This is a genomic window from Bradyrhizobium sp. Pha-3 (genome assembly GCF_042258325.1).
Taxonomy (GTDB): Bacteria; Pseudomonadota; Alphaproteobacteria; order Rhizobiales; family Xanthobacteraceae; genus Bradyrhizobium; species Bradyrhizobium elkanii.
In genome coordinates this window covers 8720475-8746913 of the sequence record NZ_CP170151.1, presented here as the reverse complement: position 1 = coordinate 8746913, position 26439 = coordinate 8720475, and the positions used below count along the sequence as shown (strand labels likewise).

Sequence of the window (26439 nt, the reverse complement as noted above, 5' to 3'; positions counted from 1 at the left end):
GGATGATGCCATGAGCACAGCGGACATCATCCTGAAACTCTCCAACATCGAAAGCTATTACGGGCCGATCATGGCGATCCGCGGCATCAGCCTCGAGGTGCCGCGCGGCCGGATCGTGACGCTGCTCGGCGCCAACGGCGCCGGCAAGACCACGGTCCTGAAGACGATCTCCGGCATCCTCGACCCACAGAAGGGCTCGATCGAATTCCTCGGCAAGCCGATCCAGCGCATGGAGGCCGACCGGATCGTGCGGCTCGGCCTGAGCCACGTGCCGGAGGGGCGCGAGGTGTTTCCGTTCCTGTCGGTACGCGAAAACCTGATGATGGGCGCCTATCTGCGCAAGGACCGCGACGGTGTGGCGCAGGACCTCGAGCGCGTCTACAGCTATTTTCCACGGCTGAGGGAGCGGCTCGGCCAGCCAGCCGGGCAGCTTTCGGGCGGCGAGCAGCAGATGCTGGCGATCGGGCGGGCGCTGATGAACCGGCCGACGTTGCTGCTGCTCGATGAGCCGTCGCTCGGGCTGTCGCCGATCCTGGTGAAGGAGATCTTCACCATCATCCGCCGCGTCAATGAGGAGCAGGGTATGTCGATCCTGCTGGTCGAGCAGAATGCCAAGATCGCGCTGGAGACGGCGCATTACGGCTATGTGCTGGAGATCGGCCGCGTCGTCATGAACGATACCTGCGAGCGGCTGATGAATTCACCCGATATCCAGGAGTTCTATCTCGGCGCCAAGGAAGCCGGCGCGCGGGGCGAGCGGCGCTGGAAAAAGAAGAAGACGTGGCGTTGAGCAGGACTTGGCGCTGAAAATTGGCGCCGAGGAAGGTTTGGCACTGCAACAGAGTTGGAGCTAGATTTCAGGCCAGTTTCGCCAACAAGACCGGCACCAAGGGGCCGGCGGGTGAGACGGGCGGCAGAGGAGGGAGCGCGCATGGCAGGACCAGCGGTGCTGACGGTTGCCGACACGATCGCGAGGAGCTTTCTGCTCGCGGTTCAGACGCGTGGCGACAGGCCCGCGATCCGCGAGAAAAAGTTCGGCATCTGGCAACCGACCAGCTGGCGCGAATGGCTGCAGATTTCCAAGGACATCGCTTTCGGCCTGCATGCGACCGGCTTCCGCCCCGGCGACGTTGGCTCGATCATCGCCAACGCGGTGCCGGAATGGGTCTATGCCGACATGGGCATCCTGTGCGCCGGCGGCGTCTCGTCCGGCATCTATCCGACCGATTCGGCGGCGCAGGTCGAATACCTCATCAATGATTCCCACACGCGGGTGATCTTCGTCGAGGACGAGGAGCAACTCGACAAGGTGCTGACCTGCCGCTCGCGCTGCCCGACGCTGGAGAAGATCGTCGTGTTCGACATGGAGGGCCTCTCCGGCTTCTCCGATCCGATGGTGCTGTCGCTTGCCGAATTCACCGCGCTCGGCCGCAACCATGCGCAGGGCAACGATGCCTTGTGGGACGAGATGACCGGCAGCCGCACCGCCTCCGATCTCGCGATCCTGGTCTACACGTCCGGCACCACGGGCCCGCCGAAGGGCGCGATGCACTCCAACCGCAGCGTGACGCACCAGATGCGCCACGCCAACGATCTCTACCCCTCGACCGACAGCGAGGAGCGGCTGGTGTTCCTGCCGCTCTGCCATGTCGCCGAGCGGGTCGGCGGCTATTACATCTCGCTCGCGCTGGGGTCGGTGATGAACTTCGCCGAGAGCCCGGAGACGGTGCCGGATAATCTGCGCGAGGTGCAGCCGACCGCGTTCCTCGCGGTGCCCCGAATCTGGGAGAAGTTCTATTCCGGCATCACCATCGCGCTGAAGGATGCGACCCCGTTCCAGAACTGGATGTACGCCCGTGCGCTCGCGATCGGCAACCGGATGACCGAGTGCCGGCTGCAGGGCAAGACGCCCCCCTTGTCGCTGCGGCTCGCCAACCGCGCGGCCTATTGGCTGGTGTTCCGCAACATCCGCCGCATGCTCGGGCTCGACCGCTGCCGGATCGCATTGACCGGCGCCGCACCGATCTCGCCGGATCTGATCCGCTGGTATCTCGCGCTCGGCATCGACATGCGCGAGGTCTACGGCCAGACCGAGAATTGCGGCGTCGCGACCATGATGCCGGCGGACCGCATCAAGCTCGGCTCGGTCGGCAAGGCCGCGCCCTGGGGCGAGGTGATGATCTGCCCGAAGGGCGAGATCCTGATCAAGGGCGACTTCCTGTTCATGGGCTATCTCAACCAGCCGGAGAGGACCGCCGAGACGATAGACGCCAAAGGCTGGCTGCACACCGGCGACGTCGGCACGATCGACAATGAAGGCTATGTCAAGATTACCGACCGGATGAAGGACATCATCATCACCTCCGGCGGCAAGAACATCACGCCGTCCGAGATCGAGAACCAGCTCAAATTCTCGCCTTACGTCTCGGACGCGGTCGTGATCGGCGACAAGCGGCCGTATCTCACCTGCCTGATCATGATCGACCAGGAGAATGTCGAGAAATACGCCCAGGATCACGACATCCCCTTCACCAATTACGCGAGCCTGTGCCGCGCCCGCGAAATCCAGGATCTGATCCAGCGCGAGGTCGAGGCGGTTAACGTGAAGTTCGCGCGCGTAGAGACCGTCAAGAAATTCTATCTGATCGAGCGCCAGCTCACGCCCGAGGACGAGGAGCTGACGCCGACCATGAAGCTGAAGCGCAGCTTCGTGAACAAGCGCTACGCCGCCGAGATCGACGCCATGTACGGCGAGCGGGCGGTGGCATAGCCGAAGAGAAGGAAATTGGCGAGGGAGCGAGCCGGCCCGACCCTTCGCTCAACATGGGCCATGCAAGGAGGAGACTGCAATGTCGAAATCGCTGAAGGCGCTGGGCCTTGCGGTGAGCGCGCTGGCGCTGACCTGTCTGCCGGCCGCAGCCCAGACCAAGGTTACCAATGAAGGCATCTCGCCGACCGAGATCGTGATCGGAACGCACCAGGACTTGTCCGGCCCGATCAAGGTCTGGGGCGTTCCGGTGTCCAACGGCATGAAGATGGCGGTCGAGGAGATCAACGCCGGCGGCGGCATCAACGGCCGCAAGATCAAGATGATCCTGGAGGATAACGGCTACGATCCGAAGAAGGCGGTGCTGGCCTCGCAGAAGATGGTCGAGCGCGACAAGGTGTTCGCGATGATCGGGCCGATGGGCTCGCCGACCGTGCTCGCCGCGCAGGACGTCCTGTTCGATGCCGGCGTGTTGCAGCTGTTCCCGCTCACGGCCGCCGAATTCACCTTCAAGTTCGATCCCGCCAAGCCGCAGGAGCGGTTGAAGTTCAACAACCTCCTGCCCTATGTCGAGAGCACGCGCGCCGCGCTCAAATACATGATGGAGTGGAAGAACTTCAAGAAGCCCTGCATCATGCATCAGGATGACGAGTACGGCAAAAACGTGCTCGACGGCTTCACCCAGCAGCTCGGCGCGATGAAGGTGCAGCCGGCCTCGGTCACGAGCTACAAGCGCGGCGCCTCCGACTTCTCGGCGCAGGTCGCCAAGATGAAGGCCGACGGCTGCGACCTCGTCGTGCTCGGCACCGTGATCCGCGAGACCATCGGCGCGATGAACGAAGCGAAGAAGCTCGGCTGGGACGTGACCTTCCTCGGCGCCACCCCGACCAACGTGCTCGAAGTGCCGGCGCTCGGCAAGGAAGCCGTCGAAGGGCTCTATGCGGCGTCGGGCTTCGAAATCCCCTACGAGGACACGGCCAAGGGCAAGGTGAAGGACTGGCTGGTGAACTACAAAAAGATGTTCAACACCGACGCCAATACCCAGGCGATCATCGGCTACAACGCGGTGATGACCTTCGCCTTCTACGCCCAGAAGGCGGGTAAGGATTTCACCGGCCAGAAGATGCTGGACTCGCTGGAATCAGGCGACAAATTCCTCGACATCTTCAGCTCGCCGCCGACCAAGTTCTCCAAGACGGATCATCTCGCCAACACCATCACCCAGGTGCAGCAGGTCAAGGGCGGCCGCTGGGTGCTGGTGAAGGACAATCTGATGTTCTGAGGGGGGTGCGGGACCTTCCTCGAGACCGTCGTTCCGGGATGGTGCGTCAGCACCAGACCGCAGGTGCGCAGTTGCGCACCGGGGAACCTCGAGATTCCCCAATTCGCAATTGCGAATTGGGTTCGATGCTTCGCATCGCCCCGGAATGACGCAGTCAGTTACCTCGCCGCCGGCCGCCACGCGGCCTCGGCGACGAGCGGGGCATCGACATAGCGGCTGACGCCATGCTGGTCGATCACGAAGGTCGGCCGAAAACTCCTGATGTCGCTGTCCTCGATCATTGCCATGCGGCGGTTGTCGAGCGTCAGCCAGCGGCCATCGAGCCGCGCGGCGACCACCGCATGGTCCTCGCCGCCGACGAGGTCATGCAGGACGACGATCCGCAAATCTTCCGGCGCGACGCCGGCCTTGCGCAGCGCCACCAATTTCGCGATCGCATAGTCCTCGCAATCGCCGCTGCCGCGGGCGAATGTGGCGAGCGGCGTCGCCCAGACGTCGGGCTCGCCATAGGCCGCAAGATCGCTGCCCGGACGGATCGCAAGGTTGATCGTGCGGTTGATCTCGCCGAGCCGGGCGCGACCCTGACGCGCCCGTCCGGCATCGACGATCGCCAGGAATCGCAGTGCCGCCGGCGACGCACAGCCGGCGCGGTCGCTCTCGCAGGCTGCCAATTGCTCCAATTCGTCGGCGAGTTGGCGCTGCACGCCGAGCCATTTGTCGTACAGGCCGCCGTCGGCAAGCAGGCTGGTCGTCAGGCCGAACGGCTCGGTCGACTTTCCGATCAGCGTCGCCGGACCGGGCGAGAGCAGCGAAGCGGCATTGAGCTCGGCAACCGGCGCGGCCAGGGCCAGGCCAAAGCCCAGCATGACGGCGCGCAGCGCAAGCGGGCGAAGCGAGAATCTCATCTGACACCCCCTGTCCGCTCATCGGCGGGTGGATATTGCACCGCGCACGCGACCGGATCGTTTCATGCCGGGCAGCATGGCGAACGATCCCTTCGAATCGACTTAAGATGTGGGGAATCAGGGGAAGAGGCTAAAGGGCGCCTGCTTGGGGTCCCGAAAACTTTACCGGTTTGTGAAAGGAAGCGGCGAACCTTTTTCCACTGCTTTGCAACTCATCCTTGCCTTCTGGTTAACCCGGCCGGTCCGCGCACGGGACTGCTGTGATTTGTAAGCTAAGTCACAGCTTTGGCCGGGAAATTGGGGTCAAATGCCCGCTCTGGGCTATGGGGAAATAGAGGCAAGTACAGAAATGCCAATCAATACCACGAATACGTGGCTCAGTACGTATCTTGGCTTAAATCCCACCTTATGGTACCGTCAAGCGAATCCAAACTACACGGCTCTTCACAGCGTGAGCCAAGTCACACCCAGTCAAACCGCACTACAGGGCCACCTTGCGCAAGCACAGAGTGGTTTCGCCAAGCTTTATCCGATGATATGCAGGCATAATCATTCGGATATTTTAACAATATTAACTCTCGTGCGGTGATCCGCAGTGAACTTTGTCGAGAAATTCGACGGCCTGTTGCCGAACACGGACGCTTATGCCCGTGGATACGTGCACGTCGACAGTGTTTCCACGCATGCTCCGCCCGGCGCGATCATCGTCGACGACGGGCAATTGCTGTTCACCGGGGACTTCAAGCGGACCGGGGTCGATCTCGTCATCGCGAAGGACGATCGGGAACTCGTCCTGCACGACTACTTCAAGGGCGAGAAGCGCGCGCCGCTGGCGTCGCCTGACGGCGCGCATCTCACGGGCGAACTCGTCGGCGCACTCACAGGCTATACCCAATATGCCCAGGCCGGCGCGGCGGAACCGGCTAAGGTCATCGGCCATGTCACCAAGCTGACCGGGAACGCCACGGCCATCCGCAATGGCGTCGCGATCGTCCTGAACCAGGGCGACAACGTCAACAAGGGTGACGTTGTGCAGTCCGGCGGCGACTCGACGCTCGGCATCACCTTCATCGACGGCACCGTGTTCGGTCTCGGACCGAGCGCCAAGATGGTGCTGAACGAAATGATCTACGACCCGAACGGGTCGAGCAATTCGTCGCTGATGAGTCTGGTCTCGGGCACGATCTCCTTCGTTGCCGGCGCGACCGCCAAGCACGGCGACATGAAGGTCGATACGCCGGTCGCGACCATGGGCATCCGCGGTACCGCGGTGCTGGTCGAGATCGATTTCGACGTGCAGGGCACCGGCGGCGTGCCGCCGGCCAAATTCCAGGTGCTGGTCGAGCCCGATGGCAGCACCGGCTCCTACATCCTGTTCGACAAGACGACGCTCAATCCGATCGCGACCGTCGATCAGGCCGGCACCCAGACCATCGTCAACGGCCAGGGCAGCGTCAGCTTCGTCTCGTCGGCGCAACTGTCGACCGATGCGCAGAAGCTCATCTCCGACGTCTTCGCGCTGAAGTTCACCGACAACAACAATCCTAATACCAAGCTCACGACGAACTTCACGGACAGCGTCGTCCCGGTGTCGACCAGCTTCAAGCTCACCAGCAGCGACAGTGGCGCGCCGATCATCATTCTGCTGACGTTCGTCAACACGACCGGACCTCAGGCCGGCGGCGCTCCCAACAGCAGGCTCGATCACATCCCGGGGCCGCCGCAAGTCGTGACCCAGGACGCGGTGTTTACCGAGCGGTCGGGGCTGACCCAGAGCGGGCTGTTCGACACCGCGACGGGCCAGATCAAATGGCTGGACCTCAATGTCGGTGACACGCCGAGTGCGAAGGTCGACTATTCCGCGTTCAGCTACCGGGACGCCAACGGCAGCGACGTCACCTCATCGCTGACGGCGGCGCAGCTTGCGGCCATCAAGGCCGTCGAGATCCCGTTGCTGCTCGAGCCCAATCCGAACAACAAGAATGCCGGTTCGGCGACCTGGACCTACAACCTTGCCGACAGCGCGTTCGACTTCCTGGCCGCCGGGGAGACGCTGACGCTGACCTATGTCGCGCGCGTCGATAACAATTTCGCGCCGAACAACGAGACCACGTTCAAGACCTTCACCATCACGATCACCGGCACCAACGACACGCCGGCGGTGACGTCCTCGGCGCAGGCCGGTTCGATCACCGAACTCGCCGCAACGACGAATTCCGCCCAGCCCGATACGGCGCATGGCACGCTGACATTTACCGATGCGGATCTGACCGACACGCATACGGTCACCATCACCGGCGTCACCGAGGCCGGCGTCACCAGCGGACTTGCCGGCCATGCCACCGTGCTGAGCTGGCTGTCGCTGGGCGCGCTGACCGATTCGACCGATGGCGTGACGGGATCGCGCTCCTGGACGTTCTCGGCCGCCGACAGGAGCTTCGATTATCTCGCCGCCGGCGAGACGCTGACGCTGACCTACACGATCCAGATCGACGACCATCAGGGCGGCGTCGTCACGCTGACGGTCACCATCACGATCGTCGGTACCGACGACAGGCCGGTGATCACCTCGCCGACCCAGGCGGCCGCCATCACTGAAGCCGAGGAGACGACCGGTTCGGTCGTGCCGGATACCGCATCCGGTACCGTGACCTTCGTCGATGTCGATCTCAGCGACACCCACAGCGTCATCGTGGCCGGCGTCACCGAAACGGGCGTGACCACGGGGCTGCCCGATCAGGCGACGATATTGGGCTGGATGTCGCTCGGCACGCTGACGGATTCGACCGGCGGCGTAACCGGATCGCGCGCCTGGACCTTCTCGGCCGCCGACGGGAATTTCGACTATCTCGCCGTCGGCGAGACGTTGACGCTGACTTACCTGATCCAGGTCGACGACCACCACGGCGGTGTCGTGACCCAGCCCGTCACCATCACCATCACGGGCACCAACGACGCGCCGACGTTCACGTCGGAGCCGCCGACCGCCACGGTCCCCGAGATGATCGGCGAGACCGGATCGATCAAGCTCGACGTGGCCCAGGGCGCGGTGACATTTGCCGACGTCGATCTCAGCGACACCCACATCGTGTCCATCACCGCCGTCGCGGAATCCGGAACGACCATAGGCCTGCCTGAGGACGAGTCGACGATCCTGAACTGGCTCTCGCTGGGGACGCTGACCGATTCGACCGGCGGAGTCGCCGGATCCCAAGCCTGGACCTTCTCGGCCGCCGACCGCAATTTCGATTATCTTGCCGACGGTGAGACACTGACGCTGACCTATACGGTCGAGGTCAATGACCATCATGGCGGCGTGATCAGCCAACCGGTGACGATCACGATTACCGGCAGCAATGACGCGCCGGTCGTCACGTCGGCGCCTCAGGCGGCCATCATCCCCGAACAACCCGATACGACCGGTTCATCGACGCCGGACAGCGCATCGGGCACCGTGATGTTCACCGATGTGGATCTCAGCGACACCCACATCATGACCATCACCGGCGTCGCCGAATCCGGGGCGATCACGGGCCTGCCCGACGAGTCCACGATCCTGAACTGGCTGTCGCTGGGTACGTTGACGGACGCGACCGGCGGTTCAATCGGATCGTCGACCTGGACGTTCTCGGCCGCGGACCAGAATTTCGACTATCTCGCCCTCGGCGAGACGCTGACGCTGACCTACACGATCCAGATCGACGACCACCATGGCGGCGTCATCAACGAGCCCGTGACGATCACGATCAACGGCGCCAACGACGCGCCGACACTCGCCGACGTCAATGCCGGCACGCTCACCGATACCGCTGACAACGACACGTTCGGCACGCTGACCGGCACGCTCCATGGCAACGACGTCGACCATGGCGAAACCGCGACGCTGACTTATGCCGCGCTCAATTCGGACCACGCCGCGGTCACGCAGATCGCAGGCCTCTACGGCTTGCTGACCGTCAACCCCGACGGCACCTACAGCTATGTTCCCGATGCTGCCGCGATCAACGCGCTCGGCAAGGGCACCTATGCCGACACGTTCGACGTGGAGACGATCGACGCGCATGGCGCCGTCGAGACCGCGAAGCTGACGATCGACGTGATCGGCGCCAACGACGCGCCTGTGATCCATACCGACAACGTCAGTATCACCGAACATCCCAACGGGACCGAGACGATCTCCGGCCTGACCGTGACGGACGCCGATGCGACGGCCGACGAGACCTTCACCATGGCCGCGGCGACGACGCCCGGTGCGGGCAGCAGCGTTGCGCCTTCGTCGCAGGAGGGGCTTCTCTCCGGCATCAACACTGCGCTTGGATCGTCGGGCCTCGTTTACAACCCCGGCCAGACAGCTCCAGCGACCGACAAGATCGCGCTTTCCGTGACCGATGGCCATGGCGCAACCGATACGATCAATCTGATCTTCAACGTCCAGCAGGATCCGCCGCAGCCGGTGACGCTGACGGGGACCGGCGACAAAGACATATTTTTTGGATCGGGGTACCAGGACAAGTTCGTGTTTGCGCCGAACTTCAACCACGACACGATCCTGAACTTCACGCCAGGCGAGGACCAGATCGACCTGTCCACGGTCGTCTCAGCAAGCACCTTCAGTACCTGGTTCGATCAGCATGTTGCGACATCGCCGACGAACTCGGCGGATACGCTGATCACGGTGGATGGCGCAGACACGATCACATTGCACAACGTCGCCAAGGCGAGCCTGTCCCAGAACGACTTCATCATTCATTTTACGTGACGGACGCGCGGCCGTGCCGCCGCGGGTCTGGCCCGGCTAATTGTGCACTGCGCATGCCTGCTCGATTGGAACAATCCTGCGCGCGTGATATCCAGATGGCATGAAACGGCTGAAGGCGATACGCAGGTGGTTCGCACGGCGCTTCGGCTATGCGCGGCTGGTCTGCGTGGCGCTGTTGATCGGCATTGCCGCGCTGCGGATCGTGGATCCGGCTCCGGTCCAGGAGCTTCGCGTCAGGACGTTTGACACATTCCAGGCGCTGCAACCGCGCCAGAAGACCGCGCGGCCCGTCACCATCGTCGACATCGACGAGAAGAGCCTTGCCGATCCCCGGCTCGGACAGTGGCCGTGGCCACGGACGCGGCTCGCCGACATCGTCACCAATCTCACCCGGCTTGGCGCCGTGGTGATCGCGTTCGACGCGGTGTTCTCCGAGCCGGACCGTCTCAACCCCGATATCGCCGCCGATACCTTCAGCAGCCTCGATGAGGAGATGCGCGCGAGGCTCCGGCAGCTGCCGAGCAACGACAGCATCATGGCCGAAGCCATCAAGAATTCGCGCGTGGTGCTCGGCGAATCCGGCGGGCCCAATGTGCGCGCCGACCTCAATGAAAAGCTTCCGGTCACCGGACTTGCGATGCTCGGCGAGGAGCCGCAGCCTTTCATGTTCATGTTCCCGGGGTTGCTGCGCAACGTGCCGGTGCTCGAGGAGGCGGCTGCCGGGCGCGGCCTGTTCACGATCAGGCCGGAGCGCGACGGCATCGTCCGGCGCGTGCCGATGATCATGGTGGCGCAGGGCATCACCATGCCGTCGCTGAGCTTCGAGATGCTGCGGGTGGCGAGCGGCTCGGGCACGATCCTGATCAAGGCCGACAAGGCCGGTATCAAGAGCCTTGGTCTCAAGGGCTTTGCGATCCCGACCGATCTCCACGGCCAACTCTGGATCCACTACGCCCGCCGCGATCCTTCGATCTATGTCTCGGCCGTTGACGTGCTGGACGGGCGCGTCTCACCGGACAGAATTGCCGGCAAGCTGATCGTGATCGGCACCTCAGCAATCGGGCTGAACGACATCAAGACGACGCCGGTGACGCCGGCGATGCCCGGTGTCGAGGTCCACGCCCAGGTGCTAGAGAGCGCGCTGACCGGCGACGTCGTTTCGCAGCCGAACTACGGCATTGGCATCGAGTTCTTCGCCGCGCTGATCATGGGGCTCCTTGTCATCGCCTTCGCGCCGAAGTTCGGTCCGATCACGCTGGTCGCCGTCGGCGGGATGTTCGCTTCCGTGCTGATCGGCACGTCCTGGTATTTCTATTCCCAGCACCGGCTGCTGATCGACTTCACCTATCCGCTGATGTCGACCACGGCAATCTATCTCACGCTGATCTTCTCTGCCTTCGTGCGCGAGCAGCAGCAGCGCCGACAGATCAGGTCGCAATTCGTGCAGTACATGTCGCCCGCGCTGGTCGAGCAGCTGGCGCAGTCGCCGGAGCGGCTGGTGCTCGGCGGCGAGGAGCGCGAGATGACCATCATGTTCTCGGACATGCGCGGTTTCACCTCGATCTCGGAAACCTACAAGAGCAATCCGCAGGGCCTCACGGCGCTGATGAACCGTTTTCTTACTCCGCTTTCCAACGCGATCCTTGCCCGCAAGGGCACCATCGATAAATATATGGGCGACGCCATCATGGCGTTCTGGAACGCGCCGCTCGACGACAAGCAGCACCAGCTCAACGCCTGCGATGCGGCGCTCGACATGCTGGAGCGCGTCGACGACCTCAACCGTGAGCGCGAGCAGGAGGCGAAGGACGGTGGCCACGTCTATGTGCCGCTCAACATCGGTGTCGGTCTCAACACCGGCTCCTGCGTGGTCGGCAATATGGGCTCCGATGTGCGCTTCGACTATTCGGTGTTCGGCGACAGCGTCAATCTGGCCTCGCGGCTCGAGGGGCAGTCCAAGGAGTACGGCTTCCCGATCATCGTGGGATCGAAGACCGCGCTCGCGGTGAAGGAGAAGTTCGCGATCCTCGAGCTCGACTTCATCATGGTCAAGGGCAAGAAGGAGCCCGAGGTGATCTATGCGATTGCCGGCCGCGAGGATGTCGCGAACTCCGGCCGCTTCCAGCGGCTGCGCAACCTGACCATCGAGATGCTCGCCTGCTACCGCGGCCGCGATTGGGACGGCGCGCTCGCCGCGATCGAACGCGGCCGCAAGACCGACGACGCGCAGACGCTGCAATATCTCTACCGCCTCTACGAGGCGCGCATCCGCGCGTTCCAGAAAGAGCCGCCGCCGCAAGACTGGGACGGCGCGTTTGCGTTGACGACGAAGTGACGTGATACGCAGTCTGTGTCGTCCCGGCGAAAGCCGGACCCATAAGCCGCGGCTGGCGCAATGGGCAAGCGGCCAGACGGCCTTCTAACAACATCCATTCGTGGTTATGGGTCCCGGCTTTCGCCGGGACGACGGCGGAGAGGTTTACCCGGCGACGACCAACAACTTACTCCAGCCCGATCTGGGTCAGATCCTGGAACCAGTGCTGCGCCTGCACGAAGGTTTTCACCTTCGGCGACAGCGCGTGCGGATTCGTATCGTGCACCACCCACACCAGCGCGGCATCGTCGACGATCAGCGCATGGGCCTGCGCCAGCAGCTCATCCTGTTTGGCGGTATCGAAGGTCTGCTTGGCCTCGTCGATCAGCGCATCGACCTTCGGGTTCTTGTAGCCGCCCCAGTTGACGCCGACCGGCGCCACTTGGCCGGAATGGAAGAACCGCACAATGGCGTAGAGCGGATCCGACGTGACATAGGCGATGTTGTTGGCGGTAATGCCGGCATTCATCTCGTCCGCCGCGCCCTTGCGCCAGTGCGTATATAATGTCTCGAGCTCGACCACCTTGAAGTCGATCTCGATGCCGATCTCCTTGAAGCTCTGCTGCAGGAATTCGTTCATCGGCAGCGACAGCATCTGCCCGGTGCCGCCCTGGGCGATGATGAAGGTCGCCTTCAGCGGCTTGTCCTTCGAATAGCCGGCTTCCTCCACCAGCTTCTTCGCGGCTGCGACGTCGTATTTCAGATCGAACGTCGGCTTGCCGAACCACGGGCTCGACGGATCGACCTGGCCCTTGGCGGGCTTGGCGAGGCCGTTCATCAGGCCAACCACCGCGTCGCGGTCGATCGCGAGGTTGAGCGCCTTGCGCAGGCGGATGTCGGTCCATGGCGAGCCCGGCAGTACGCTCAAGTGATAGTTCCAGACATGCGGTGTCACGTTGTCGACGATCCTCATGCCGGCGGCCTTGAGCTGCGGCACGGCGTCGGGCGCCGGCGTTTCGATCAGGTCGACCTGGCCGGCCAGCAGCGCGTTGGTGCGGGTCAGCGCTTCCGGCATCGGAATCAGGATCATCTTGTCGACCTTCGCAAGCCGCTTCTTGTCCCAATAGTCCGGGTTCTTCGTCAGCTCGGCGAGCTCGCGCGGCACCAGCTTGGTCAGCTTGAACGGACCGGTGCCGGAGGGCTGACTGGCGAACTTGTCCCAGTCCTTGCCGAGCTTTTCATATTGCGCGGGGCTCGAGACCAGGAACCAGAGCATCTGGTAGGGGAAGAAGGAGTCGACGGTCTTGGTGATGATCTCGATGGTGAAATCGTCGATCTTGGCGTAGCTCGCGACCGAGGGCAGGCGGGTCTTGACCTGCGCGCTCTGCCGCTTGTCGAATTGCGGTGCCTTGTCGTTCAGCACCTTGTCGAGATTCCAGATCACCGCGTCGGCATTGAAGTCGCTGCCGTCGTGGAATTTGACGCCCTTGCGCAGCGTGAAGCGCCATTTCGTCTTGTCGTTGTCGTCGACCTTCCATTCGGTCGCAAGCCCGGGCACCAGTTTGCCCGGCCGGTCGGCAACGTCCATCTCCCAGGCCACCAGCGGATCGTAGATCGTGTAGGCGGTGAACTGATAGGCGCCGGCGCCGCGATCGGGCTGGCCGGTCGTCAGCGGGATGTCGGCCATCGAGATGCCGTAGCGCACAATGGACTCTGCTTGCGCGGATTTTCCCGGCCAGCCCGCGGTCAGGGCAAGCGCCATTGCTGCCATCAGGATCGAATTGCGCGCACGCATATGAAGGCTCCGTTGGAAAGATGTCGGAGCCAAATCCTGCAAGCATGATGCCAGAATAGGCATCTTCGCTCCGTTCGGGCGCGAGGTGGGAAGAAATGACGCGCCCGGCGGTTATTTGCTGATGAACTATTCCCCTTGGCACAGGCATTGCATACGCTTGCCCAAGAAATAATCACCAAAACGTCACCAGACTCGAAGGGGCTGCTCAGATGCGTAACAGGAAAACCAATGCGACGGCGATCATGCTGGTGCTTGCGATAGCCGCAGGCGTGCCGGCGATCGCCAGCGCGGAGAGCGTGCTGCGCATTGGCATGACTGCTGCCGATATTCCGCGCACGCTCGGTCAGCCCGACCAGGGGTTTGAGGGCAATCGCTTCACCGGGCTTACGATGTATGATGCGCTGACGATGTGGGACCTGTCCTCCTCGGACAAGGCGAGCGCGATGATCCCCGGCCTTGCCACCGAGTGGAAGGTCGACGATGCCGACAAGACCAAGTGGATTTTCAAGCTGCGCCCCGGCGTCACCTTTCACGACGGCTCGCCGTTCAACGCCGACGCCGTGGTCTGGAACGTCGACAAGGTGCTGAAGCAGGATGCGCCGCAATACGATGCGAGCCAGGTCGGCGTCACCGCCTCGCGCATGCCGACGCTGGTTTCGGCGCGCAAGATCGACGACATGACGGTGGAGCTGACCACCAAGGAGCCGGACAGCTTCCTGCCGATCAATCTCACCAATCTGTTCATGGCGAGCCCGGCCAAGTGGCAGAAATTCTACGACAAGGCTGAAGGCGCCGACGCCAAGGCGAAGTCGCAGGCCGCATGGGCCGCGTTCGCCAAGGACGCGTCGGGCACCGGGCCCTGGAAGATGTCGAGCTTCACCCCGCGCGAGCGGCTCGAACTGGTGAAGAACGAAAATTACTGGGACAAGGCGCGGGTGCCGAAGGTCGACAAGATGGTGCTGTTGCCGATGCCGGAGGCCAATGCCCGCACCGCGGCGCTGCTGTCGGGGCAGGTCAACTGGATCGAGGCGCCGGCGCCGGACGCGCTGCCCGAGATCAAGCAGCGGGGTTTCAACCTCTATTCCAACGAGGAGCCGCATGTCTGGCCGTGGCAGTTCTCGCGCGTCGAGGGTTCGCCGTGGAACGACATCCGCGTCCGCAAGGCTGCCAATCTCTGCGTCGATCGCGAAGGTCTGCGTGACGGCCTGCTTGCCGGCCTGATGGTGCCGGCGACCGGCACGTTCGAGCCCGGCCACCCCTGGCGCGGCAACCCGACCTTCCAGATCAAATACGACAAGCCGGCCGCGCAGAAGCTGATGCAGGAGGCGGGCTTCGGTCCGAACAAGAAGCTGACGGTCAAGATCCAGACCTCGGCGTCGGGCTCCGGCCAGATGCTGCCGCTGCCGATGAACGAGTATCTGCAACAGGCGTTGGCCGAGTGCTACTTCGATGTGCAGCTCGACGTCATCGAGTGGAATACGCTGTTCACCAACTGGCGGCGCGGCACCAAGGATCCGACCGCCAACGGCTCGAACGCCATCAACGTCACCTATGCGGCGATGGATCCGTTCTTCGCGCTGGTGCGTTTCCTGCAGTCGGGCATGGCGCCGCCGGTATCGAACAACTGGGGTTTCAACAACAACCCGAAGTTCGACGAGCTGGTGAAGAAGGCCCGCCAGACCTTCGAGCCGGCGGCGCGCGACGCCGCGCTCGCCGAGCTGCATGCGGCGTCGGTCGATGACGCGGCCTTCCTTTATGTAGCCCACGACGTCGCACCGCGCGCGATGAGCCCGAAGATCAAGGGCTTTGTGCAGCCGAAGAGCTGGTTCGTCGACTTCTCGCCGGTCACGGTCGCGCCGTGAGGCGCTAGTCGCGCAATACGTGCACCCTCTCCCCTGTGGGAGAGGGTGGCTTCGCGGGAGCGAAGCCGGGTGAGGGGTTGTCTCCGCGGACACGCCTCCCTGAGATGAAATGATTGTATCCGCGGATGGAAACTCTCATCCGGCGCGCTCCGCGCGCCACCTTCTCCCACAACGGAGAAGGAAGAAAGAACGCAACGTGTTCGCCTATACGTCCAGACGGATCGTCTACGTCATTCCGATCGTGCTCAGCGTGGCGCTGGTGTGCTTTCTCTTGGTGCACATCACGCCCGGCGACCCCCTGGTCGCGGTGCTGCCGGCCGATGCCTCGCAGGAGCTTGCCGCGCAGTTGCGCACGGCCTACGGCTTCGATCGCCCGTTGCCGGTGCAATTCGGTCTGTGGCTGTGGCGCGCGATCCATGGCGATCTCGGCAATTCGATCGCGACCGGGCGGCCCGTCCTGACCGAGGTGATGCGCGCCGTCGGCAACACCGTGATGCTGGCGATCGCGGCCGCGATGATCGGCTTTACGCTCGGCCTGCTGTTCGGCCTGATCGCCGGCTATTTCCGCGACACCTGGGTCGACAAGGTCGCGACCTCCTTCGCCATCGCCGGCGTGTCGCTGCCGCATTACTGGCTCGGCATGGTGCTGGTCATCATCTTCTCGGTGCAGCTCAACTGGCTGCCCGCGGTCGGCGCAGGTCCCGGCGGCTCCGGCGCCTGGGCGTGGGACTGGGAGCATCTGCGCTATCTGGTGCTGCCGGCGATCACGACCTCGGTGATCCCGATGGGCATCGTCACCCGCACGGTGCGCGCGCTGACCGGCGACATCCTGAGCCAGGATTTCGTCGAGGCGCTGCGCGCCAAGGGCCTGCGCGAGACCGAGGTGTTCCGCCACGTCGTCAAGAATGCGGCGCCGACCGCGCTCGCGGTGATGGGGCTTCAGCTTGGCTACATGCTGGGCGGCTCGATCCTGATCGAGACCGTGTTCTCGTGGCCGGGTTCGGGCCTGCTGTTGAACTCGGCGATCTTCCAGCGCGATCTGCCGTTGCTGCAGGGTACCATCCTGGTGCTGGCGCTGTTCTTCGTGCTGCTCAATCTCCTGGTCGACATCGCGCAGGCCGCGATCGATCCGCGCATCAAGCGGAGCTGAGCATGAGTGCGATGTCAGATACTGCATTACAGGCCGCTCCCGCGAGCAAGGCGCGCGGCTATTGGGCGACGGTTGCCCGCCGCATCAGGCGCGACAAGGTCAGCATGGCCTGCGCCATCATCCTGGTGCTGATCTTTGCCTCCGCGCTGCTGGCGCCGTGGCTGCATCTCGCCGATCCCTATCAGGGCTCGATGATCCGCCGTCTCCGCCATATCGGCACGCCGGGCTATCCGCTCGGCACCGACGAGCTCGGCCGCGACATGCTGGCGCGGCTGATCTATGGCGGACGGCTGTCGCTGGTCATCGGCATCCTGCCGGTGATTTTCGCGTTCGTGATCGGCACCTCGCTCGGCCTCGTCGCCGGCTATGTCGGCGGCAAGCTCAACACCGCGATCATGCGCACGGTCGACGTGTTCTACGCCTTCCCGTCGGTGCTGCTGGCGATCGCGATCTCGGGTGCGCTCGGCGCCGGCATCACCAATTCGATCGTGTCGCTGACCATCGTGTTCGTGCCGCAGATCACCCGCGTCGCCGAAAGCGTCACCACCGGCGTCCGCAACATGGATTTCGTCGAGGCGGCGCGCGCGTCCGGCGCCGGCCCCTTCACTATCATGCGGGTGCACATGCTCGGCAACGTGCTGGGCCCGATCTTCGTCTACGCCACCGGCCTGATCTCGGTGTCGATGATCCTTGCGGCCGGTCTCTCGTTCCTCGGGCTCGGCACCAAGCCGCCGGAGCCGGAATGGGGCTTGATGCTGAACACGCTGCGCACGGCGATCTACGTCAATCCGTGGGTCGCGGCGTTGCCGGGTGCGATGATCTTCGCGGTCTCGATCTGCTTCAATCTGCTCAGCGACGGCATGCGCAGCGCCATGGACATCAGGAATTAAAGCATGAGCGACGCCAATCTCTCCGTCGGTATGCTGGAGCCGGTCGCCGACCTCGGCGGCGCCGCGCAGCCGCTGCTGCAGGTCAAGGGACTGACCAAGCACTTCCCGGTGCGCGGCGGCCTGTTCAGTCCGCGCAAGACCGTGCGCGCCGTCGACGACGTCACCTTCGCGGTCATGAAGGGCGAGACCGTCGGCATTGTCGGCGAATCCGGCTGCGGCAAATCGACCACGGCGCGGCTGTTGATGCACCTGATGGCACGCGATGCCGGCGATATCATCTATGACGGGCGGCAGGTCGGCCCGTCGCTCTCGCTGCGCGATTTGCGGCGCGGCGTGCAGATGGTGTTCCAGGACAGCTACGCCTCGCTCAACCCGCGCCTCACCATTGAGGAATCGATCGCCTTCGGGCCAAAGGTCCACGGCATGGCCGACGACACGGCGCGGACGCTGGCGCGCGAGCTGCTCGGCAAGGTCGGCCTGCGGCCGGAGATTTTCGCCAACCGCTATCCGCACGAGGTGTCCGGCGGCCAGCGCCAGCGCGTCAATATCGCGCGTGCACTCGCGCTGTCGCCGCGGCTCGTGATCCTCGATGAAGCGGTCTCCGCGCTCGACAAATCGGTCGAGGCGCAGGTGCTCAATCTGCTCGCCGACCTCAAACGCGAATTCGGCCTGACCTACCTGTTCATCAGCCACGATCTCAACGTCGTCCGCTACATCTCCGACCGCGTGCTGGTGATGTATCTCGGCGAGGTCGTCGAACTCGGCCCGGTCGATGCGGTGTGGGACGCGCCGGCGCATCCCTATACCCGCGCGCTGCTGGCGGCGATGCCGTCATCCGATCCCGACAAGCGCACCGAGGTGCCGCCGATCTCGGGCGATCCGCCCAATCCAATCGATCCGCCATCGGGCTGCCGGTTTCACACCCGTTGTCCGTTTGCGGAGCCGCTCTGCGCAAACGACACGCCAAAACTCAGCGATCTCGATACAATGGGCCATCAAGCGGCGTGCTACATGGCCGTTCCTGGCTCGGGGCACAGCCGCGCGCCGGCAAAAGCAAAAGGAGAAAACGCGGCATGACCAGACCCACTCCCAAGGATGTCAAGGTGATCGCGCACGTCGCCGACGTGCCCGCCGACGACGACGTCGCTACCCGGATCGCCAACTCGATCGGGCCGGCATTCGACGGCTTCGCACCGATCTCCGGCACGCTGCCCTTCGATCTCGAACCCGCGAGCTTCCTGCTGGCGCAGATCGCGCAGAAGATCGAGAAGGTGTCGAAATGAGCTCTGAACCGGCCCTGATGACGCTGACCGCGGTCGCCAAGGCGATTGCCGACAAGAAAGTTTCCTCGCATGAGGTGACTCGCGCCGTGCTGCATCGCATTGCGGAATGGCAGCCGCGCCTCAATGCCTATATGGCTGTTGAAGCCGAGCAGGCGCTGGCCGCCGCCACCGAGGCCGATGCCGCGCTCGCCAAGGGCAATAGTCGCGGTGCGCTGCATGGCGTGCCGCTGGCGCACAAGGACATGTATTACGACGCCGGCAAGGTCGTGACCTGCGGCTCGCTGATTCGCCGCGACTTCGTGCCGAAGACGACTGCGACCGCCCTGCAGCGGCTGAAGGATGCCGGACAGGTCCGCCTCGGCTCGTTGCAGATGGTCGAGTTCGCCTATGGGCCGACCGGCCACAACGTGCATTACGGCGCGGTGCGCAATCCCTGGAACACCGAGCACATCACTGGCGGCTCGTCGTCGGGCTCGGGCTCGGCGGTCGCTGCGCGGCTCACCTTCGCGGCGCTCGGCTCCGACACTGGCGGCTCGGTGCGCATGCCCGCGCATTTCTGTGGCGTCACCGGCCTGAAGACGACGGTCGGCCGCGTCAGCCGCGCCGGTGCGATGCCGCTGTCGCAGTCGCTCGATACGGTCGGTCCGCTGGCCCAGACCGCGGAGGACTGCGTGCTGCTGCTCGGCCTGATGGCCGGGGCGGACCCGGAGGACCTGACAGCGTCGACGCAGCCGGTGCCCGACTACTTGGCCGCGACCAAGCAGTCGCTGAAGGGTCTGAAGATCGGCGTCCCGACGGCGTTCTATGTCGACGACCTCGATCCTGAGGTGGCGCGTATCCTCGACGAGACCGTCGCCACCCTGAAAAAGGAGGGCGCCGAGATCGTCAAGGTCGAGCTGCCCGATCAGCGCCAGCTCTCCTCGGCATCGCAGCTGGTGCTCGCGGTAGAGGCTGCCGCCTTCCACAAGCGCTGGATGATCGAGCGGCCGCAGGATTACGGCGCGCAGGTCTTGATGCGGCTGCAGAACGGGCTGACCATTCCGGCGGTCACCTATCTCGAGGCGATGCGCTGGCGCGGCCCCGCGCTCGCCGCGCACAACGCGGCGGTCAACGGGGTCGATGCGGTCATTGCGCCGTCGTCGCCGGTGCCGGCGCCCACGATTGCCGAGAGCGATGTCGGCAATGGTCCCGGCGCCGACGCGGTGCTGCAGCGCCTGACGCGGTTCACCCGCCCGGTCAACTATCTCGGCCTGCCGTCGCTCTCGATTCCCTCCGGCTTCACCAAGGCGGGTCTGCCGGTCGGCATGCAACTGATCGGCCGCTCCTTCGAGGAAGCGGTTCTGCTTCGGATCGGCGCCGCCTTCCAGCGCGCGACCGATTTCCACGCCAGGGTGCCCAAGCTCGCATGACCAACCTCGTCGAGATCGACAACCTCAACATCCGCTTCACCGGCGATCGCACGGTCCATGCCGTGAACGATCTCAGCCTGTCGCTCGGCGAGGGCGAGGTGTTGGGGCTGCTCGGCGAGTCCGGCTCGGGCAAGAGCGTGACGCTGCGCGCGTTGATGCGGCTGTTGCCGAAGAAGCGCACGCAGATCTCCGGCAGCGTCAAGGTGCTGGGCCAGCAGGTGCTGGCGATGGACGACGAGGCGCTGTCCGCATTCCGCGGCCAGACCGTCTCGATGATCTTCCAGGAGCCGGCGCTGGCGCTCGATCCGGTCTACACCATCGGCCGGCAGATCGCGGAGACGGTGATGCGTCACGAGGGCAAGAGCGAGCGCGAGGCGACGGCCCGCGCGCTCGAAATGCTCGAGGTGGTGCGGATCCCCTCCGCGAAGCGGCGGCTGGACTCCTATCCGCACGAGATGTCGGGCGGCATGCGCCAGCGTGCGATGATCGCGCTGGCGCTGGCCTGCAAGCCGAAGATCCTGCTCGCGGACGAGCCGACCACGGCACTCGATGCCACCGTGCAGATCCAGATCCTGCTGCTGCTGCGCGAACTGCAGCGCGAGTTCGGCATGTCGGTCATCTTCGTCACCCACGATATTGGTGTCGCGATCGAGATCTGCGATCGCGTCGCGGTGATGTATGCCGGCCAGATCGTGGAGCAGGGCGCCCTGCGCGACATCGTGCGCTCGCCGGTGCATCCCTATGCAAAGGGTTTGCTGGCCTCGACCATTCACGGCGCGATGCGCGGCCAGCGGCTGGAGACGATCCCGGGCACGCCGCCCTCGCTCGATCACGCGCCGGCCAGTTGCTCCTTCGCACCGCGCTGCAAGTTCGCCGAGCCGCGCTGCAGCGAGCGCTTGCCGCCGGTCGTGCAGGTCGCTCCCGGCCGTTTGGCACGGTGCATCCTGGCCGAGCCGGCGCCCGCCACGGTTTAGCTCGCGCGCGCGACCGCGTCCGTGATCCAGCGTCGCACCGCGGCGATGCGGCGGTCCCGCGCCTGCTCGGTGCGGGAGACCAGGTAGATCGTCTCGCTGTATGCGGCCTCGAACGCAAACGGCGCCACCAGCCGCTTGCCGAAGCCCGGCCGCGCCTTGATCAGGGGCGCGATCGCAATCGCGACGCCGAGCCCGTGTTCGGCGGCCTCCAGCATCGCCGGCACGCTGTCGAGCCACAGATGTCCGCGCGGAGCGAGATTGGGCAGCCCGGCCTCCTTCAGCCAGGCCGGCCACGCCCGCGGCTGCGTCGTGACATGGATCAGCACCTCGCGCGACAGGTCCGCAGGGGTCCGAAGACCTGCCTTGACCAGCGCCGGCGTACAGACCGGCATTCCTTTGACCTGCACCAGCGGCTCGACCTTCAGTCCGGCGGCGTGTTCTCGCCCGTAGCGGATCGCGACATCGACGCGCGAACCGTTGAAGTCGGCATATTGGTGGGTGGCCTCGATCCGCACCGTCAGTTGCGGATGGCGCCGCTTGAACTCCGGCAGGGCCGGCAGCAGCACGGCGCTGGTGAAGAACGGCAATGAGCTGATCCAGAACTCGCCGCCGGCCTCGTCGCGTTGCCGCAGCATGTCACGGCTAGCCTCCTGCAGCGTCGCCAGCGCGGCCGACACTTTTGCAAGGTAGCGCTCGCCGTCGTCGGTCAATCGCACCTGGCGCGCGCCGCGGACGAACAGCTTGGTGCCGAACTGCTCCTCCAGCCCGCGGATCTGGTGGCTGATCGCCGACGGGCTCAGCGACAGGTCTCGCGCGGCGCGCCGGAAGCTGAGTTGGGTGGCCGCGCGCTCGAAGGCGAGCAGCGCCGGCAGCGGCGGGATCACCCGCGGATCGGGGGTATCCAATGGGTGAATCTTGCTCACCTGAAGTGATGAATGGCCTTTTGTCATGGCCGCTATTCTTGGATCAGATTGGCCGAACGCTCAATCCTGCTCATCTCAGGGATCATTCGCCTTGGCCATCTTCGAACCGCTCGCCACGCCCCATCACTGGAAGCCCGCGGCGCTTGCGGCCGGGCCGTTCACTGGCCTTCAGGGCGGCGCGGTCGCAAGCCTGCTGACCGGCGAGGTCGAGGCCATGGCCGGCGCGCGCAACTGGGGCACCGCGATCTCGGCGGCGGCCTGGTTCCTGCGGCCGACGCCAATGGCGGAACTGCGCACGCACGTTACCGTGGTGACCGAAGGCGGCCGGGTCAATGTCGTCGACAACACGCTCTGGCCGGCCGGTGAGGAGCAACCTTGCGCGACGGTGCGCGTGACACTGTCGCGCGAGCGTGCCGTCGAAGTCCCGGGGTTTTACGGGAGCACTGCCGATCCGGTGGATCCCACGGAATTTCCGTTGCGTAACCTGCGCGCCGTCCATGGCCATGGCCGCAGCTGGTTCATGGATGCGATGGAGGCCCGTGCCGGCGGCGATACCGCCTGGTTTCGCTTGCATCACGCCGTCATTGCGGACGCCGGCCCGCTGGCGCGGGTGCTCGGCCCGGCTGATTGGACCCACGGCATCGCGCGCCCGGTCCAGAACGTGGTGGCCGACCCCAATCCGAACCTCGCGGTGCAGCTGTTCAGGCCACCGCGGGGCGCGTGGATCGGCGTTCGCGCCGAGGCCCGCTGGCGGCCGAAAGCCGGGCTCGGCGTCGGCAGCGGGGTATTGCTCGATGTGGATGGCGAGATCGGCCGGGTCTCGATGTCGGTCATTCTCGTGCCGTTTCCGAGAAGCGCGCCCGCACAGGGCCAGGGTTCCGCGGCCGGTTAACCCTAATTATTCCGTCAACTGTCGGTGCGATCACAAAATTAGGCCGCGAACCATGCTTTGGTTCACGCGACTTAAAATGGACGGTGGTCGCAAACGTCTATACAACGTGGTGATCACGTAACTCTTTTATTTTGCAGAGATCAGTTTTTATGGCAGCCGCGCCCGCTGTCCGGCGTTCCGAACTGGCTGAGGCGCTGCGCGCTTGCCGCAGCGCTTTTATCGGCGTCGGCCTCATCAGTTGCATGATCAACCTGCTCTACCTGACAGGTTCGATGTTCATGCTGCAAGTCTACGACCGGGTGCTGCCGAGCCGCAGCGTTCCCACCCTGGTCGGCCTCGTGGTCATCGCCGCGGTCCTCTACATCGCCCAGGGCGTGCTCGATCTGCTGCGCGGACGAATCCTCGGCCGCGTCGGCACCTCGCTCGACGAAGCGCTCAACGCACGGGTGTTCGACACCGTCGTGCGGCTGCCGCTGATGGCCGGCAATCGCAGCGAGGGCCTGCAGCCGCTGCGCGACCTCGACAATGTGCGCTCCTTCCTCGGCAGCATGGGTCCCGGCGCGTTCTTCGATCTGCCCTGGCTGCCGTTCTACATGGTGATCTGCTTCGCATTCCACTGGCTGCTCGGCGTCACGGCGCTGGTCGGCGCGATCATCCTGGTGGCGCTGACGCTGATCACCGAATATTTGTCGCGCACGCCGGCCAAGGAAGCGATGACGCTCGCGGCGCGGCGCAACGATCTCGCCGCCTCCAGCCGCCGCAATGCCGAGGTGCTGGTGGCGATGGGCATGGCCGGCCGCATGAACAGGCGCTGGAACGAGGCCAACGAGGAATATCTGTCCGGCAACCAGCATGCGAGCGACGTCACCGGCGGGCTCGGTGCGGTCGCCAAGGTGCTGCGCATGATGCTGCAGTCCGCCGTGCTCGCGGTCGGTGCCTATCTCGTGATCCATCAGGAGGCCACCGGCGGCATCATCATCGCCGGCTCGATCCTGAGCGCGCGGGCGCTGGCGCCGGTCGATCTTGCGATCGCGCATTGGAAGGGCTTCGTCGCCGCGCGGCAGAGCTGGCATCGGCTCAACCGCCTGCTGCAGCAGATGCCGGCGCGCCCCGAGCAGACCCTGTTGCAGGCGCCGGAGAAGAAGCTTTCGGTCGAAGCCGTGACCATGGTCGCGCCGGGCGATCAGCGCGCCATCGTGCAGGACATCACCTTCGCCGTCGAGGCCGGCAGCGGCGTCGGCGTGATCGGCCCGAGCGGCTCCGGCAAGTCGTCGCTGATCCGGGCGCTGGTCGGCGTCTGGCTGCCGGCGCGGGGCAAGGTACGGCTCGACGGCGCCGCGCTCGACCAGTGGTCGTCGGACCAGCTCGGCCGTCATGTCGGCTATTTGCCGCAGGACGTCGAACTGTTCGCCGGTACGGTCGCGCAGAACATCTGCCGGTTCGATCCCGACGCCAAGTCCGACGGCATCATCGCGGCGGCCAAGGAGGCCGGCGTGCATGAGATGATCATCAAGATGCGCGAGGGCTACGACACCCAGGTCGGCGAACAGGGCACTGCGCTCTCCGCGGGCCAGGCGCAACGCGTGGCGCTGGCGCGTGCGCTGTACGGCAATCCGTTCCTGATCGTGCTGGATGAGCCGAACTCCAATCTCGACAGCGAAGGCGACGAGGCGCTGACCCGCTCGGTACGCGGCGCCCGCGAGCGCGGCGCGATCGTCATCGTGGTTGCGCACCGGCCGATCGGCATCGAGGGCGTCGACCATCTGCTGGTGCTGAAGGACGGACGCATGCAGACCTTCGGGCCGAAGGAGGCCGTGCTTGCGCAGGTGCTGCAGCGTGCCGCGCCGCCGGTGCCAACGCCGATCAAGATCGTCGCGGATGCGGGAGCCGCCAAGTCATGACCGATCAACCGCGCAACGCACATCGCTCGATCCGCAAGCATCTGATCGTCGGCCTCGCCGTGGTTCTGGTTCTCGGCGGCGGCGTCGGCGGCTGGGCCGCAACGGTGCCGATCTCGGGCGCGCTGATCGCGCCGGGCTCGGTGGTGGTCGAATCCAACGTCAAGAAGGTGCAGCATCCGACCGGCGGCGTGGTCGGCGAAGTGCGGGTGCGCGACGGCGACGTGGTCAAGGCGGGCGACATCGTCGTGCGCCTCGACGAGACCGTCGTGAAGGCCAGCCTTGCGATCGTGGTCAAGACGCTGAACGGGCTCTATGCGCGGGCGGCCCGACTCGAGGCCGAGCAGCAGGGCCGCGACAAGATCGCTTTCCCGCCGCAGCTCACCGAGCAGGCCAAGGATCCCGACGTTCGCGACATCATGGCGAGCGAAACCAAGCTGTTCGAGGTGCGGGTCAATGGCCGCACCGGCCAGAAGGCGCAGCTGCGCGAGCGCGTCACCCAGCTTAACGAGGAGATCTCGGGGCTCGAGGCGCAGGAGAAGTCCAAGGACAAGGAAATCGAGCTGGTGAAGACCGAACTGGTCGGTGTTCGCCAGCTTTACGAGCAGCATCTGGTGCAGCTCACCCGCCTGACCACGCTGGAGCGCGACGCGGCGCGGCTCGCCGGCGAGCGCGCGCAATACATCGCCTCGCGCGCGCAGGCCAAGGGCAAGATCACCGAGACCGAGCTGCAGATCATCCAGGTGGACAAGGACATGGTCTCGGAGGTCTCGAAGGACCTGCGCGAGGCCAACGACAAGATCGGCGAGTTCGTCGAGCGCAAGGTGACCGCCGAGGACCAGCTCCGCCGTATCGATATCCGCGCACCACAGGATGGCGTGGTGCTGCAGTCGACCGTGCACACAGTCGGCGGCGTTATTACCGCGGGCGACGCCATCATGATGATCGTGCCGAAGGCCGACGATCTGTCGGTCGAGGCCAAGGTCAATCCGCAGGACATCGACAAGCTGCAGGTCGGACAGAAGACCGTGCTGCGGCTCTCCGCCTTCAACCAGCGCACCACGCCCGAGCTGAACGGCGTCGTCACCCGCGTCTCCGCCGACGTCACCACCGACCAGCGCACCGGGCAGAGCTACTACACCATCCGCGTCTCGATGCCGCCGGAAGAAGTCGCGCGCCTCGGCAGCGAGGTGAAGATCATCCCGGGCATGCCGGTGGAAGCCTTCGTCCAGACCGGCGACCGCACCATGCTGTCCTATCTGATGAAGCCGATGAGCGACCAGTTCATGCGCTCGTTCCGCGAGAAGTAGGTTCTCGCGTTACCGCTTTCGTAGCC

The 26439-nt window shown here is 64.8% G+C and carries 18 protein-coding genes; 15 read left to right on the top strand and 3 right to left on the bottom strand.

Annotation, left to right across the window (positions count from 1 at the left end; all coding sequences use genetic code 11):
* Window positions 1-10: 10 nt before the first annotated feature.
* The 3 genes from ACE10X_RS41810 to ACE10X_RS41800 all read left to right on the top strand — a co-directional run bounded on the left by ACE10X_RS41810 (window position 11) and on the right by ACE10X_RS41800 (window position 4049).
* Window positions 11-790 (top strand): ABC transporter ATP-binding protein, encoded by a 780-nt coding sequence (locus ACE10X_RS41810; RefSeq protein ID WP_038384801.1) that lies wholly within the window; start codon window positions 11-13, stop codon window positions 788-790.
* A 141-nt stretch (window positions 791-931) separates the two neighbouring features.
* Window positions 932-2770: a long-chain fatty acid--CoA ligase gene (locus ACE10X_RS41805; protein WP_304557339.1), complete on the top strand. Its 1839-nt coding sequence runs from the start codon at window positions 932-934 to the stop codon at window positions 2768-2770.
* A gap of 79 nt (window positions 2771-2849) precedes the next feature.
* Window positions 2850-4049 carry an ABC transporter substrate-binding protein gene (locus ACE10X_RS41800; protein WP_375763819.1) on the top strand — a complete coding sequence of 400 codons (1200 nt, stop codon included), beginning with the start codon at window positions 2850-2852 and terminating at the stop codon, window positions 4047-4049.
* Between the two features lie 158 nt (window positions 4050-4207).
* On the opposite strand, the gene ACE10X_RS41795 is transcribed toward ACE10X_RS41800, so the two are convergent.
* On the bottom strand, window positions 4208-4954 hold the full coding sequence (locus tag ACE10X_RS41795; RefSeq protein ID WP_375763818.1) for a transglutaminase-like cysteine peptidase: 747 nt from the start codon (window positions 4952-4954) through the stop codon (window positions 4208-4210).
* 595 nt (window positions 4955-5549) lie between these two features.
* On the opposite strand from ACE10X_RS41795, the gene ACE10X_RS41790 reads away from it, so the two are divergent.
* The gene (locus ACE10X_RS41790; RefSeq protein WP_375763817.1) at window positions 5550-9713 is read left to right on the top strand and encodes a VCBS domain-containing protein; all 4164 of its coding nucleotides are present in this window, start codon (window positions 5550-5552) and stop codon (window positions 9711-9713) included.
* 100 nt (window positions 9714-9813) lie between these two features.
* On the top strand, window positions 9814-12048 hold the full coding sequence (locus ACE10X_RS41785) for a CHASE2 domain-containing protein (RefSeq protein ID WP_038384806.1): 2235 nt from the start codon (window positions 9814-9816) through the stop codon (window positions 12046-12048).
* A 166-nt stretch (window positions 12049-12214) separates the two neighbouring features.
* Here the strand turns inward: ACE10X_RS41785 and ACE10X_RS41780 are convergent, their stop codons facing one another.
* Window positions 12215-13822, bottom strand: a complete 1608-nt coding sequence (locus ACE10X_RS41780) for an ABC transporter substrate-binding protein (RefSeq protein ID WP_375763816.1) — start codon at window positions 13820-13822, stop codon at window positions 12215-12217.
* 242 nt (window positions 13823-14064) lie between these two features.
* Here ACE10X_RS41780 and ACE10X_RS41775 point away from each other — a divergent pair, with 242 nt between their 5' ends.
* From ACE10X_RS41775 to ACE10X_RS41745, 7 genes are all read left to right on the top strand, one after another.
* Window positions 14065-15684, top strand: a complete 1620-nt coding sequence (locus ACE10X_RS41775; RefSeq protein WP_375764656.1) for an ABC transporter substrate-binding protein — start codon at window positions 14065-14067, stop codon at window positions 15682-15684.
* Window positions 15685-15880: 196 nt separating this feature from the next.
* Window positions 15881-16834 (top strand): ABC transporter permease, encoded by a 954-nt coding sequence (locus ACE10X_RS41770; protein ID WP_038384809.1) that lies wholly within the window; start codon window positions 15881-15883, stop codon window positions 16832-16834.
* A gap of 2 nt (window positions 16835-16836) precedes the next feature.
* Window positions 16837-17724 carry an ABC transporter permease gene (locus ACE10X_RS41765; RefSeq protein WP_193375416.1) on the top strand — a complete coding sequence of 296 codons (888 nt, stop codon included), beginning with the start codon at window positions 16837-16839 and terminating at the stop codon, window positions 17722-17724.
* A 3-nt stretch (window positions 17725-17727) separates the two neighbouring features.
* Window positions 17728-18801 (top strand): ABC transporter ATP-binding protein, encoded by a 1074-nt coding sequence (locus tag ACE10X_RS41760; RefSeq protein WP_038384810.1) that lies wholly within the window; start codon window positions 17728-17730, stop codon window positions 18799-18801.
* Window positions 18798-19007 carry a hypothetical protein gene (locus ACE10X_RS41755; RefSeq protein WP_028339145.1) on the top strand — a complete coding sequence of 70 codons (210 nt, stop codon included), beginning with the start codon at window positions 18798-18800 and terminating at the stop codon, window positions 19005-19007. Before ACE10X_RS41760 ends, ACE10X_RS41755 begins: the two co-directional genes overlap by 4 nt.
* Window positions 19004-20416: an amidase gene (locus tag ACE10X_RS41750; RefSeq protein WP_375763815.1), complete on the top strand. Its 1413-nt coding sequence runs from the start codon at window positions 19004-19006 to the stop codon at window positions 20414-20416. The genes ACE10X_RS41755 and ACE10X_RS41750 overlap by 4 nt, the downstream gene beginning before the upstream one ends.
* Entirely contained in the window at window positions 20413-21390 is a 978-nt protein-coding gene (locus ACE10X_RS41745) for an ABC transporter ATP-binding protein (RefSeq protein ID WP_375763814.1), read from the top strand. The genes ACE10X_RS41750 and ACE10X_RS41745 overlap by 4 nt, the downstream gene beginning before the upstream one ends.
* Here the strand turns inward: ACE10X_RS41745 and ACE10X_RS41740 are convergent.
* A complete protein-coding gene (locus tag ACE10X_RS41740) occupies window positions 21387-22295 on the bottom strand; it encodes a LysR substrate-binding domain-containing protein (RefSeq protein WP_375763813.1) in 909 nt (302 codons plus the stop codon). The genes ACE10X_RS41745 and ACE10X_RS41740 overlap by 4 nt on opposite strands.
* Window positions 22296-22404: 109 nt before the next feature.
* On the opposite strand from ACE10X_RS41740, the gene ACE10X_RS41735 reads away from it, so the two are divergent.
* The 3 genes from ACE10X_RS41735 to ACE10X_RS41725 all read left to right on the top strand — a co-directional run bounded on the left by ACE10X_RS41735 (window position 22405) and on the right by ACE10X_RS41725 (window position 26413).
* Entirely contained in the window at window positions 22405-23205 is an 801-nt protein-coding gene (locus ACE10X_RS41735) for an acyl-CoA thioesterase domain-containing protein (protein WP_375763812.1), read from the top strand.
* A 149-nt stretch (window positions 23206-23354) separates the two neighbouring features.
* Window positions 23355-25106: a type I secretion system permease/ATPase gene (locus ACE10X_RS41730; protein ID WP_375763811.1), complete on the top strand. Its 1752-nt coding sequence runs from the start codon at window positions 23355-23357 to the stop codon at window positions 25104-25106.
* Window positions 25103-26413 carry an HlyD family type I secretion periplasmic adaptor subunit gene (locus ACE10X_RS41725; RefSeq protein ID WP_038384815.1) on the top strand — a complete coding sequence of 437 codons (1311 nt, stop codon included), beginning with the start codon at window positions 25103-25105 and terminating at the stop codon, window positions 26411-26413. Before ACE10X_RS41730 ends, ACE10X_RS41725 begins: the two co-directional genes overlap by 4 nt.
* The last annotated feature ends 26 nt before the right edge of the window (window positions 26414-26439 follow it).